Source organism: Ornithinibacillus scapharcae TW25, assembly GCF_000190475.1.
GTDB lineage: Bacteria > Bacillota > Bacilli > Bacillales > Amphibacillaceae > Ornithinibacillus > Ornithinibacillus scapharcae.
Map to the genome: position 1 here is coordinate 119,641 of NZ_AEWH01000068.1, position 12,152 is coordinate 131,792.

The following is a 12,152-nucleotide window of genomic DNA, read 5'->3' on the forward strand; positions in this document are numbered from 1 at the left end:
GTAAAATAAGTAATTATACCTAAATCGTTTCATATGTATTAATTAATTGTAAATTTTGCTAGCATATCAGAAATAACACTAAGCATAAAGTACTATTGGTAAAAAAGTCCAGTTTCCTACCTAGGTATTTCGTATCATTTTGTACAATTTTTATCATTTGGAAAATTTATTGACTCTTTTATGCCCAGGTGTTATACAATGAAGATGTTATTATTTTTATCAAGAGTTGTTCTTTTTGAAAGGGGAATACAAATGGAAGAAAACAATCAAGAAGTAAAGCTTAAAAAGAAAGGATTTAACAAGGTACTGGCTATTATCATTGCAGCTGCAGTCCTACTAATCGGTGGAAGTGTAGCTGCATTTGTTCTGATTGATAATAATACTCCAAAAGCAAGTTACTTTCTTTCTGAGAAAAGCACTATAGAAATGCTTAAGGGTCAATTTGAAGACCGCTACAGTTCCGAATTAGATTGGTCAGAAAAATCTTTAGAAAAACCAATTGAAGATGTATATGAGTTCTCAGCTGAAGTAAATATACCGTTCTCAGGGGAAACAGGTCCGATAACACCGGAACAGATTATCAATAATTCAACCATTACTGTTACGAGTAGCCTAGATCGCAAAGAAAAAATTGCTGCAGCTGATATTAAGGGTAGCTTTGGTAATTTTAGCGTAGAAGACATTAACTTGTACCTTACTTCAGAAGAAATGATGGTTGGATTACCATTCTTAAACGAAGTACTACAAGTTAAAGGCGATGACTTTGGAAGCATTATGAGTCAGCTTGATCCAATGTCATTTACTGGTGAAGAAAAAATCGATTTCAATATGCTTTTTGAAGGTAATGTCATTTCTAAAGAAGACCAAAAATATCTTGAAGATGAATACGTAAAATTCATTTACGATGCTCTTCCGGAAGAAGCTTTCAAGTCTACCGACGAAACTGTTAAAATCGGTAGTGACAATATAAAAACTGAAAAAATCACGTTTAAGCTAACTGAAAAAGAAATAAAAGATATATTAGCTGATACGTTGAACAAAATGGCTAAAGATGACAAGTTTAAAGATATTCTTGTCAAGTATGTTGAAACTCAGGGTACTGGTCCACTAGTTTTAGGTGATAACCCAATTATGCCTAATCTAAAGGAAGAATTTGAGACAGCTATTGATGATATGATAGAGGGCTTAGACGATGTCGTTATCCCTGATGGATTAACTTCTACTATTTGGGTGGAAGATGATATTATTGTAAAACGCGACTTTTCCATTGAAATGGGACCATCAGAAGATGACTTAGTTACGTTTTATCTTGATGGAGAATTAAACAATGATAAAACAAATATCACTTTCGATTATAATCTAGGGGTAGTTGAACAAGATGTTGATTCGTTTGTTACGATTAGCGGAGACCTATCCAATGACGATGGAAAAGTGAATGACAAAATAACACTTACTGTGGAAGATTTAGAGTTAAGCTATGAATCTACTGAAACTACAAAAGATGATAAAAAAGACTTTGATCGTACTATTTCATTTGTAGATGAAACAGGATATACATTGAACCTACTATGGACTGGAAATGCTAAATACGATAAAGACAAAATGAACTCCGAACATAAATTCACAGTATCAGCTGATGATATCGAAGAAGACGCTGTTATATTAAATGTGAATAAAGAATCAAAAGTAATAGATTCTGTTACATTACCGAAAGAGGATGAGATTAAAGACTTGGGTAGCATGACATTAGATGAGATGATGATTTACTTCGAATCTGTAGCACCACAAGTTGAAGAATGGTTAATGGGAATCGTTGGGTTTGGATACTAATTAATATTTAAGTTGTTAGACAATATAAGTGAAGGTGAAGGAAATGCAATCTTTTAAATTCGTATCGCTATTCACCAAAAATAATCTCTTGCAACTTAGGAGGAAGTGGCGCACACTTCCTCTTCTTTTACTTTTTCCTTTTATTCTAATTGGTCTAATTGCCTATATTTTGGTCTCCTATACTACTAGTTTAGAAGAAGAACCCCTTCAAATTGGACTAGTTGATTTAGACCAATCTAAGGAAACTGAAATGGTAATCAACCTACTAGAAGAATCTTCACAGTTAGGTGACTTTATACATATGACCCAATTATCCCAGGAAGAAGCAAGGGACAAGATGGCAAAAGATGATTTGTTGGCATATATTCTATTTCCAAATGAATTTACGAATAAATTATATGATGGTGAATCAGTAGTAGTAACCGTTGTTGGCCATCCAGAGCATCCAATGGAGAGTTACTTTGTAAAAGAACTAATCGATAGTGCAGCAAGGCATATTAGCTCTTCTCAAGCGAATATCCTAACAATCAATTATTACGCAAAACAGTTAGACCTGGAAACAAAGCTACGGAACCAAATTGTACAACAACAATTTAACGAGTTTCTCTTATATGCAATCGGAAAGGATAATGTCCTAGACCAAAACGTATTAACCAATAATGCTACTACCTCACCAAAAGAATATTTTACGTTGGCTGCCAGCTTTTTTATTCTTACGGTATGGGGATTTATGCTTTACCTTTTGCTATTTAAAGAGCAGTCAAATGATATTCAAATTAGAATGAAGCTTTACGGAGTTACAGAACTCCAACAAGTACTTGCACGAATTATCGTAACGAGTCTATCGATATTTATTCTAAGTCTACTTTTATTTATAGGACTTATACATATCTTGAACCTAGACATGCAACAAGGTAATTATGGGAGATTGATGTTATTAATAGGACTATATATATCGATATATTTACTTGTTTTAGCAATTATTGAGACGCTTTTTCAATCCCCAAAAATTCGTTTACTTATTCAAGTCATTCTAACAGGTATCCTATTACTTAGTAGTGGATCTCTTATTCCTGATATGTATTTACCCATTTATGTTCAGGAATATTTACCATTAATATTTTCCAACCATACTTTTTCATGGCTAGAGGAAATCTTGCTAAATAAACGAATGTATGTGGACCTTGTACCTATGCTGTTATCTTTAGGTATAGCACTCTTTGGAATCATAGGAATCACGTCGATAAAGGAGCGTGTGAAATCATGAAAGACATATTATTTACACGCCTTCTATTATGGAAGAAAAAACGCTATAGTATGTTGTTTTGGCTTATCCTCCCTGCTGTGGGAACCTATTTATTTATTACTACTGTGTCCACTATTCAAGATGATTCTAAAATACCAATTGGAGTCGTAATAGAGGATGATTCCATCCTAGCTGACCAATTGCTGAAGTCCATTCAGAATTCACCACTCGTGCATGCCATGACACTATCAGAAGAAATAGCAATAAGCGAACTGGAAAAACATGAGTTGGATAGTGTTTTTGTCATTCACGAAGGTTATGAGAAAGCTATTCTAGACGGAAAAAGAAATGACGTTATTTCAAGTTATCGAACGGATCTATCATTAGCCTATTCACCAGTTAAAGAAATGATTGTTTCTCTTGTCCAGGAAGAAAGCGGACGTTCCAAAGCTGCACACTTCATTCAGAATATGGCAGCAAAATATGGTAGTGAAACAACCTGGTCATGGGACGAAATTAATAAAAAAAGCAAGGAAGTTCAGGTGGATGAGAATCTATTAAATACTGCTTTTACCTATTCAGAAATAGAGCTAGTTTCTGAGGAGCCTTCTATATTTACATGGAGTACATGGGAAATATGGGCTATCCTAAGCTTACTCAGTACACTTTTCTTAACGGACTGGGTAATCCGGGAACGACAGATGTCTGTTGCAATACGATATTCATTTTTTAAGTTTTCTCAAATGAATTTATACGTGAAATTACTACTGCTTTATCTAGTACTTTTTCTTCTATTTGATTTATTAAGCATAGGAATCTTTGTCATTTTTATGAATGAGACTATTTCTATTTCATTCCTATTCGAACTGGTAAGCTTTCGAATAATGCTTTGCTTACTCTCCTTTAGTATTGCACAGTGCTTCCGAAAAGTCGGTTCTTATTATAGTTTTACCTTCATGCTCACATTAATATTAGGGATCATTAGTGGTGCTGTGATACCTATTCAAGGGATAGTTCCTGAACAGGGAATCGTTACCTTATTAAATCCTATACATGCATTTATAAATGGGGAAATAACAATCTTATGGAATGTTATTAGTATTGTTCTTGTAATCCTATACCTCGTTCGAAAGGAGACTACCAACATTGCTTAAAATTGATTCGGTGACAAAAAACTATGACAAAAAATGCGTTCTCCAGGATCTTTCCTTTACAGTCAGGACTGGGGAAATAATTGGTCTCGTTGGCGAGAACGGGGCAGGAAAATCAACTTTACTACGACTATTAGCAACCATTGATAAACCTAGTGGTGGTACCATTACCTTACATCATCTATCGTTTGATAAGGACCGAAATACGATACGTAAATCGATTGGATATGTTCCACAGGATATCGCCATTTGGGAGGAATTAACCGTTAAGGAAAATATGCAATTTTTCGAAAGGCTATCATTTAAATCAAAAAGCCTAAACGAGCTTCGAAACTTATGTGTAGAGATGAATCTCCATAAGTGGGATGAGCCGGTGAAGGCATTATCTGGTGGTATGAAACGAAAGCTAAATATTGCTATTACCCTTATCCATGACCCAGAAGTACTACTGCTTGATGAACCTACTGTAGGTATTGATTTAAAATCCAAAAAGGAAATCGGCTCTTATCTAAGAAGTCAGGCCAAGGAGAAAAATAGAATGATTATCTATACCTCCCACGATATGGATGAAATTAAAGAGCTTTGTGATCGCGTGATAAACATTGGAGAAGATAAATTTTATCAAGAACTATTACAAAAATCTGGTAAGGAAATAATTTCTATCTAGCATTTATCTGGAAATATAGTAAAATAATATGGTAGAGGAGCGATATGACAATGGATATTAGACAAGTACAAATGCTCATGCAATACCAAGCCATGTCGATTTTAAGTTCAGGTAATAGCTCACTATCAAGCTACTCCCCTATTGTCGACCTTGCATTTAAACAAATACTAGATAGTAAGTTAGAAGATACTAGTGTACAAACACGTCAACAATCGATTACACCATCACTATTAAACCAAGTACCATACTCGTACCAACCAACCACTAGTGGTGTACAGGGATTTTCTAGTGATTATAATTCCATTATTGCAGAGGCATCAAAAAAATATAATATTGATGAAAAATTGATTCATTCCGTTATCAAAACAGAATCAAACTATAATCAATATGCTAAAAGTAGTGCAGGTGCACAAGGCTTAATGCAATTAATGCCTGGTACCGCTCGGGGACTTGGGGTTATGAATCCTTATGACGCACAGCAAAATGTTGAAGGTGGAACGAAATATTTACGTGAAATGCTTAATCGTTACAATGGGAATCTTGAGCTTGCATTAGCTGCTTATAACGCTGGACCTGGTAATGTTGATAAACACCAAGGAATACCACCTTTTACAGAAACACAGAACTATGTGAAAAAGGTAATGAATAATTACTTGGCATAAAGCAAAGGAGTATAGATTCGATCTATGCTCCTTTTTCTATTTCGATTTTTGAGAATTAGTTCTCCTAATACTATGTCCATATATCAAAAGCGTTATTTACTATACCACCGATCACAAGGTTAGGTAAGCCAAACAATAGAAATTTATATTTAAGTATATTATTCCGGTTATACTCTGCTTGTTCATGATTCTTTCTTATCTCATTTAGCCGATAATACCAACTTAATCCTATGTGTATATAAAATGCAATCGCCATGCTTATAATGCCCATTATTAAATTAACAAACACAAGTATCTCGTATTGACCGGTTAACCATACCAAAATCGAAGATATTATAACCATTAATAAGCCAGATAATAGCCACTTACGCATTTTCTATCCCCTATTTCCTATTATGATTTAACTACTGTCATTATTTAAACGCTCGAAAATTCATTCTTCCACCTAAAGTTAACTATTCCTCATCCCTAAACATAAAATGATAAAATTGGGTTACTTTATTCATAAAAAATAATATAATCCCGCCTAAGATTAATCCGATACTTAAGAAGTAAGGGAAGTTTATCATAATGTCTTCTCTTGCTTGATTAAACTTTCCTGGTGGCTCACTCCACCCAGCCATACTTGGAACATAGATGGCTATAGCTACATGTACAAGGCCCAATAATAAAACGCCTGATATCAGAAAAACAGCTCCAATGAAATCTGTTCTACTCAACTTTTCACCCCCAACAAACCATTACTATAGTTGATATTATTTTACCACAATATTCAGACTAAAATAATAAATTATGTAAGTAAGGATATCTTCCTTGAGGAAGAACATAGAAAAAACACAGTAAATTCCATTGAATTTACTGTGTCCGTATACCTATCCTATGCTAAAAATATTTGGTTAACTGTTTCTCGATCTAACTTTTTAATGACTGCCACAATTAACTTCACAGCATTCTCAAAATCATCACGATGCAAGATTGCTGCATGAGAATGAATATAGCGTGTAGCAATTGTAATGGATAATGAAGGTACGCCATTAGCTGTTAAATGAATAGAGCCAGAATCAGTTCCACCACCAGCTATAGAAGCATACTGGAATGGAATATTATTCTCTTCAGCCGTTTGAATAACTAGGTCACGTACACCTTTGTGAGAGATCATAGATGCATCATAAAGAACTAGCTGTGGTCCGTCACCAATCTTACTATCCGCATCTTGCTCTTTAATACCAGGTGTATCACCAGCAATACCAACATCGACACCAAAGCCGATATCAGGTTGAATGGCATGTGCAGCTGTCTTCGCACCACGTAATCCAACTTCTTCTTGAACAGTACCTACACCATAAACGATATTTGGATGATTTTCACCCTTCAGCTGCTTTAATACTTCAATGGCTATCGCACATCCAATACGGTTATCCCAAGCTTTTGCTAGAAGTAATTTTTCATTTTTCATTGGTGTAAATTCAAAATATGGAACGACTGAATCACCAGGCTTTACTCCAAATTCCGCAGCTTCCTCTTTACTAGTTGCTCCAATATCAATGAACATATCCTTAATTTCAACTGGCTTTTTACGTTCAGCAGCAGATAAGATATGCGGTGGTTTAGAACCAATAACACCGGTTACATCCCCCTTATTAGTAACAATCGTTACACGTTGTGAGAGCATAACTTGGCTCCACCAGCCACCAATCGTTTGGAAATAGACAAAACCTTTACTATCAATTCTAGTTACCATAAATCCAATTTCATCTAAATGGCCCGCAACCATGATCTTTGGACCGTTTACGTCCCCAACTTTCTTAGCAATTAAACTCCCGATATTATCAGTGAATACCTCATCAGCATGCGGACGAATGTACTTTTCCATGACGTCTCTAGCTTCTTTTTCATTACCCGAAATACCTTTTGCTTCCGTTAAATCTTTTAGCATGGACAATGTTTCATCTAATTTTGTCATTATGTATTCCTCCAATATCACATTATTAATTTAGTATACAGCGAAATGAAAATTTTGGATATTAATACCCACTTTTCTGACGCTCATAGTTCACTTCATTTTTCTTCATATAAGCATTGAAAACATCCTGTTCGGTGAAGCCAAGCTTTAAACCAAGCGTTAAGTAGCTTTCAAATAACAGAGTATAGTTTGGCTGAGATGGCTCATTTTTAAACCGAACACAGTTCTCAAAAACTAAATTAAATAGCTCTGTTTCCGACTGAGTGGATTTCATAACAGACTTATTATGATATTTTAGTCCTTTTACAATACCTAGTGATAAGATAAAATGAATACCGTCTACATATTCCTCTAGAATAATTTCATTTTCACTTCTTTTTTATTGCTCCAGAACTTAAAGCATCTCGTTTCATTTGCTAATTCCCCTATTTCCACTAATAACGCTAAGTATTTGTCATCAAATAAGTCGTGATTAGCTAAGTTGTGATTGGATTCAATGTATGAATCTAATTCTTTTTGCATTTTAAAAAGTGTATCCCATTCCATTATATTCCCTCTTTTCTATTCCCAAGATAGTATTTTTATCTTTTTTAGTTTGTCACATCTTTTTAACATAAAATATGAAACCTTGTTTACTCCCATTACGTATAGCTTAATAATAACCTAATACCAGGGAGACGATGGTAATGATAGTGTATATGTTTCGATTTTTGTTAGTGGCTGCAATTATATTACTAATCTATTCTATTATACAATACTTTCGCAATCCACAAAGACTGTTAGAGAATGCTAAAGAATCAAGAGGATTTTATTATTTAGATGAACAGAATAACAGTAAAAAGAATATTCGTTTTGTTTACAAAGGATGTCAATTTGAAGGTGAAAAATACGTTGGGACTACAGAAGAGTCTTTTGAAATTGTGGATATACACGTGACAGTGGTTGACTCACTGGAACTGCAGGGTCTAACTAGAGATGATATATATTTTTTAGAAAAAGAACTATTGATACGTTATCCACATGCAAAGATAAGCTGGAAACATCCAATTGATAAATTGTTGTTGAGCAACTAACAACAATCATGTAATCATGAAAGTTTTAGCTTATAAGCTTGTACTGAAATAATCATAAGGATTAACATTATAGTAAACGTATAATAATATTGGAGATAGAAATGAAACATAACAAATTTGATGAGTTTATTAAGATTGCAAAAAATTTGAATAACATTGGAATTGTTCCATTATTAATGGGTTCAGTCGGTCTTGAAGTAGTAACTGGAAAAAGTTGGGAGTCTAAAGACTTAGACATTCACGTCCCTGGAGATAAACGAGGCTGGGATGTACCAGCTGAACTAGCTATCTATCACTGGGATGATATTATGACCATTATGACTTCTATGGGATATACCTTAATTGATCTTCATGAACATGAATTTTCTAAAGAAAGGGCATCAGTTGAGTTTGGAATTATAGACACATTACCTGAATTCGCTGGGGTCTCACTAGAAGAATTAGAATTACACCAAAAAGAAAGCACTAACTTTTTTCTATTAAACCCGAAACAATATTTATCTGTTTACGAGGCTTCATCCAAGGACAGTTATCGAGCAAATAATAACAATCATAAAGATTTGAAGAAAATCGACTTTTTAAAAAGGTTAGTTGCTATAGACTAAGTTTACCAGTATGAATTCACTCTTTTTGAATGAACAAAGGTAATTGGGAGAATTAAAGAATGTACAAAACACGATATATAACCAAAGCAGAAATTATTATTATGGCAGATTTTTGGTACAAAATGGCTACTGAAATGGGAGAAGTGGATGGAGTTCCTCAACCAGATTATCAGAGGTTAGAAGAAGTAAAAAACCTATTTATAAAAGAACATACACTTGGAAATCTGATGTTTAGAGTCGCACTAGATAGTAGCAATAATATTGTTGCTTGTGCGGGAGGTCTTATTAGAACAGAGTATCCTTACCCACTAGCTATGGAACAAAGTCTTTTTGGCTGGATTATATCTGTTTATACGAATAAGGAGCATCGTCAAAACAGGTTAGCATCAATACTAGTGGATGAGATTTGTTTATGGCTAAAACAAAAAGGAGCCAGCCGAGCTAGATTGTGGTCTAGTTCAACAGCAAGAAGTACCTACGAGAAAATTGGATTTCAAAGTATGATGGATATGACAAAAGCCCTCAATTAAATACATTTTATTATGCTTAGAGTTCGTTCAATGGCATAACCTTCCAAAATAAAAGCATAAGGGAGAACGTCCCTTATGCTTTCTATTGTTGTGTACTCGTTTGAAAGAAATCTTCCCATTTGATAATAATTTCCTTTTTTCTTAATGCATAAATCAGAAGGAGTAGTGCAGTTAACGATAAGAGAATATGCATTGGAGATAAACTTGATAACCACCCACCTACAGACGTGTATAGAAGCGCGAGTGGGATATTCGTTACAAGTGACGATTTGGTATAGTCTTTAAATCCTGATGTTATCTCAATTAAACACAACGATAACAAATGGAAATGAATAAAAGGAATAAGACGTAACAGTGTAATTTGAGTTGTGGTTAATTCCGTATGTTTGCCAATTAACTTCTTTTTCATACGAATCAATCTAGACGAGGTTTTTGGCATCCATTGAATGACAATATAAAAAATAATACTAGACAATGTTATTCCTATTAAGGAGTAAATCGTTCCATAAAACACCCCAAAAAGAATTCCTCCTGATACACAGAGGAATACTACTGGTAAAAAGAATAAAGGACGAAGTAAATGTACCGTTATAAATAGTAAAGGAGCAAATAGTCCTCCCGTTTGCACAATAGCCATCACATAATTCCCAAATAGCTCCATAAGTTGCCTCCTTCTTTAGCATGTAAGAAAGATTTAGGTAAAGCACGAACTATTGGTACATGTATATGACAAGAGACGAGCTATTATGACATGGAAAAATAACTTAATATGATGATATGAAGTATAATAAGTGCTGGCATACCAACAGTAAAGGAAGTGTGTTTTGTTTTATGGCGGAAATACCTCATTCCGATAAATGATCCAACAGATCCACCTAGGACAGCTATCCCCCATAATGTTCTCTCTGGTATACGTCGCTCTTTAATTTTAGCTCTTTTCTTATCCATCCCCATCAATACAAAACCAAGTAAATTTGCAAATGCTATGTAATAGATTACTTCCATAATTTTTTCTCCTGTCTATTATATTTCCTTTAGCATATATGTATGATTATACGTTATTTCTGGTACTAATACGACGATTTCCAATTGTATGCTTAACTCTGACTGCAGTATTACTTCCGTGCCACTCCTTGATTGGATTTATTCTCTCCTCATGCATTTTTATAACCATAAATTATTTGCATAAAACAAAAAAAGGCAGAGGGGATTTTCCCTCATTGCCTTCTATTAGTTGTTTAATGCAGTCTTAGCTTTTTCAGCTAATTGAGCAAATGCTTGCGCATCATTGATTGCAAGATCAGATAACATTTTACGGTTAATTTCGATACCAGCAAGTTTTAGACCGTGCATTAATTTGTTGTATGAAAGATCGTTAATACGTGCAGCAGCGTTAATACGTGCGATCCAAAGCTTACGGAATTCACGCTTTCTGTTTTTACGGTCACGGTAAGCATATTGACCTGACTTCATTACTTGTTGTTTTGCTGTTTTAAATAACGTTCTCTTCGAACCATAATAACCTTTAGCTAATTTAAGTACGCGTTTACGACGAGCGCGCGTAACTGTTCCACCTTTAACACGTGGCATAGTAATTCCCTCCTAATACGATACATTGTATGTCAAAATTTTGTTTTGAAAAAGTAGATATTATTACTAGAAGCGATACTTCTTATTTAGGAAGCATTGCTTTGATACGCTTGTAGTCACCAGAAGAAACTAGTGTACCTTTACGTAATTTACGTTTTTGTTTCTGAGATTTATGTGCAAACATGTGGCTTGTGAATGCATGTGATCTTTTTACTTTTCCAGAACCAGTTTTCTTAAAGCGTTTAGCTGACCCTTTGTGGGTTTTCATTTTTGGCATGTTGATTTCCTCCTCGAATGCTTAAATGTTTATTTATTCTCATTGATAGGAGCAAGCATCATGAACATATTTCGGCCTTCCATCTTAGGCTTAGACTCAATCGTTGCAATATCTTTTACAGCTTCTGCAAAACGATCTAATACCTCTTGACCAAGCTCCTTATGGGTAATAGCACGTCCGCGAAAACGAACTGCAGCTTTTACTTTATCGCCTTTTTCTAAGAATTTACGTGCATTTTTTAACTTTGTTTCAAAGTCATGAGCACCAATTCCCGGAGTAAAGCGCACTTCTTTAACGTTAATAATTTTTTGATTTTTACGAGCTTCTTTTTCCTTCTTTTGTTGCTCATAACGGAATTTACCGTAGTTCATGATTCTTGCAACTGGTGGTTTTGCAGTTGGAGCCACTAAAACTAAATCTAAGTTTTGCTTTTGAGCAAGCTCTAATGCTTCTTGTCGTGATTTCACTCCAAGTTGGTCACCGTTTGAATCAATTAATCGTACTTCTTTCGCACGAATCTTTTCATTAACGTTCATATCTTTGCTAATAGCCAGCCAC

General features: G+C 34.5%; 16 protein-coding genes and 1 pseudogene. 8 read left to right on the forward strand and 9 right to left on the reverse strand.

Going from position 1 to position 12,152, the window contains the following annotated elements:
- Positions 1-198: 198 nt before the first annotated feature.
- Genes G5W_RS0118930 through G5W_RS0118950 form a run of 5 tightly spaced genes read left to right on the forward strand, consistent with a single transcriptional unit; the run spans position 199 to position 5,556 of the window.
- A complete protein-coding gene (locus G5W_RS0118930) occupies positions 199-1,830 on the forward strand; it encodes a DUF6583 family protein (protein WP_010099085.1) in 1,632 nt (543 codons plus the stop codon).
- A gap of 43 nt (positions 1,831-1,873) precedes the next feature.
- Entirely contained in the window at positions 1,874-3,097 is a 1,224-nt protein-coding gene (locus G5W_RS0118935; protein ID WP_010099086.1) for an ABC transporter permease, read from the forward strand.
- Positions 3,094-4,230 (forward strand): ABC transporter permease, encoded by a 1,137-nt coding sequence (locus tag G5W_RS0118940; protein ID WP_010099087.1) that lies wholly within the window; start codon positions 3,094-3,096, stop codon positions 4,228-4,230. The genes G5W_RS0118935 and G5W_RS0118940 overlap by 4 nt, the downstream gene beginning before the upstream one ends.
- A complete protein-coding gene (locus tag G5W_RS0118945; RefSeq protein ID WP_010099088.1) occupies positions 4,223-4,894 on the forward strand; it encodes an ABC transporter ATP-binding protein in 672 nt (223 codons plus the stop codon). Before G5W_RS0118940 ends, G5W_RS0118945 begins: the two co-directional genes overlap by 8 nt.
- Before the next feature lie 50 nt (positions 4,895-4,944).
- On the forward strand, positions 4,945-5,556 hold the full coding sequence (locus G5W_RS0118950) for a lytic transglycosylase domain-containing protein (protein ID WP_010099089.1): 612 nt from the start codon (positions 4,945-4,947) through the stop codon (positions 5,554-5,556).
- 70 nt (positions 5,557-5,626) lie between these two features.
- Here the strand turns inward: G5W_RS0118950 and G5W_RS0118955 are convergent, their stop codons facing one another.
- From G5W_RS0118955 to G5W_RS24955, 4 genes and pseudogenes are all read right to left on the reverse strand, one after another.
- Positions 5,627-5,929, reverse strand: a complete 303-nt coding sequence (locus tag G5W_RS0118955; protein ID WP_010099091.1) for a hypothetical protein — start codon at positions 5,927-5,929, stop codon at positions 5,627-5,629.
- Positions 5,930-6,011: 82 nt separating this feature from the next.
- Complete coding sequence (locus tag G5W_RS0118960; RefSeq protein ID WP_010099092.1) at positions 6,012-6,275, reverse strand: hypothetical protein; 264 nt, start codon at positions 6,273-6,275, stop codon at positions 6,012-6,014.
- 158 nt (positions 6,276-6,433) lie between these two features.
- Positions 6,434-7,519: a M42 family metallopeptidase gene (locus tag G5W_RS0118965; protein ID WP_010099093.1), complete on the reverse strand. Its 1,086-nt coding sequence runs from the start codon at positions 7,517-7,519 to the stop codon at positions 6,434-6,436.
- Between the two features lie 61 nt (positions 7,520-7,580).
- A pseudogene (locus G5W_RS24955) lies at positions 7,581-8,065 on the reverse strand (dUTP diphosphatase).
- A gap of 140 nt (positions 8,066-8,205) precedes the next feature.
- Here G5W_RS24955 and G5W_RS0118975 point away from each other — a divergent pair.
- The 3 genes from G5W_RS0118975 (at position 8,206) to G5W_RS0118985 (ending at position 9,727) form a co-directional block, all read left to right on the forward strand.
- Positions 8,206-8,592, forward strand: a complete 387-nt coding sequence (locus G5W_RS0118975; RefSeq protein ID WP_010099096.1) for a hypothetical protein — start codon at positions 8,206-8,208, stop codon at positions 8,590-8,592.
- A gap of 101 nt (positions 8,593-8,693) precedes the next feature.
- A complete protein-coding gene (locus tag G5W_RS0118980; RefSeq protein WP_010099098.1) occupies positions 8,694-9,197 on the forward strand; it encodes a hypothetical protein in 504 nt (167 codons plus the stop codon).
- Between the two features lie 59 nt (positions 9,198-9,256).
- Positions 9,257-9,727: a GNAT family N-acetyltransferase gene (locus tag G5W_RS0118985; RefSeq protein WP_010099100.1), complete on the forward strand. Its 471-nt coding sequence runs from the start codon at positions 9,257-9,259 to the stop codon at positions 9,725-9,727.
- A gap of 82 nt (positions 9,728-9,809) precedes the next feature.
- On the opposite strand, the gene G5W_RS0118990 is transcribed toward G5W_RS0118985, so the two are convergent.
- From G5W_RS0118990 to infC, 5 genes are all read right to left on the reverse strand, one after another.
- Complete coding sequence (locus tag G5W_RS0118990; RefSeq protein WP_010099102.1) at positions 9,810-10,388, reverse strand: TVP38/TMEM64 family protein; 579 nt, start codon at positions 10,386-10,388, stop codon at positions 9,810-9,812.
- 83 nt (positions 10,389-10,471) lie between these two features.
- Positions 10,472-10,732: a DUF1294 domain-containing protein gene (locus G5W_RS0118995; protein ID WP_010099104.1), complete on the reverse strand. Its 261-nt coding sequence runs from the start codon at positions 10,730-10,732 to the stop codon at positions 10,472-10,474.
- Between the two features lie 225 nt (positions 10,733-10,957).
- The gene (rplT, locus tag G5W_RS0119000; protein WP_010099106.1) at positions 10,958-11,317 is read right to left on the reverse strand and encodes a 50S ribosomal protein L20; all 360 of its coding nucleotides are present in this window, start codon (positions 11,315-11,317) and stop codon (positions 10,958-10,960) included.
- A gap of 82 nt (positions 11,318-11,399) precedes the next feature.
- Complete coding sequence (gene rpmI / locus G5W_RS0119005) at positions 11,400-11,594, reverse strand: 50S ribosomal protein L35 (RefSeq protein ID WP_010099108.1); 195 nt, start codon at positions 11,592-11,594, stop codon at positions 11,400-11,402.
- Positions 11,595-11,623: 29 nt separating this feature from the next.
- Complete coding sequence (gene infC, locus G5W_RS0119010) at positions 11,624-12,130, reverse strand: translation initiation factor IF-3 (protein WP_010099109.1); 507 nt, start codon at positions 12,128-12,130, stop codon at positions 11,624-11,626.
- Between the last annotated feature and the right edge of the window lie 22 nt (positions 12,131-12,152).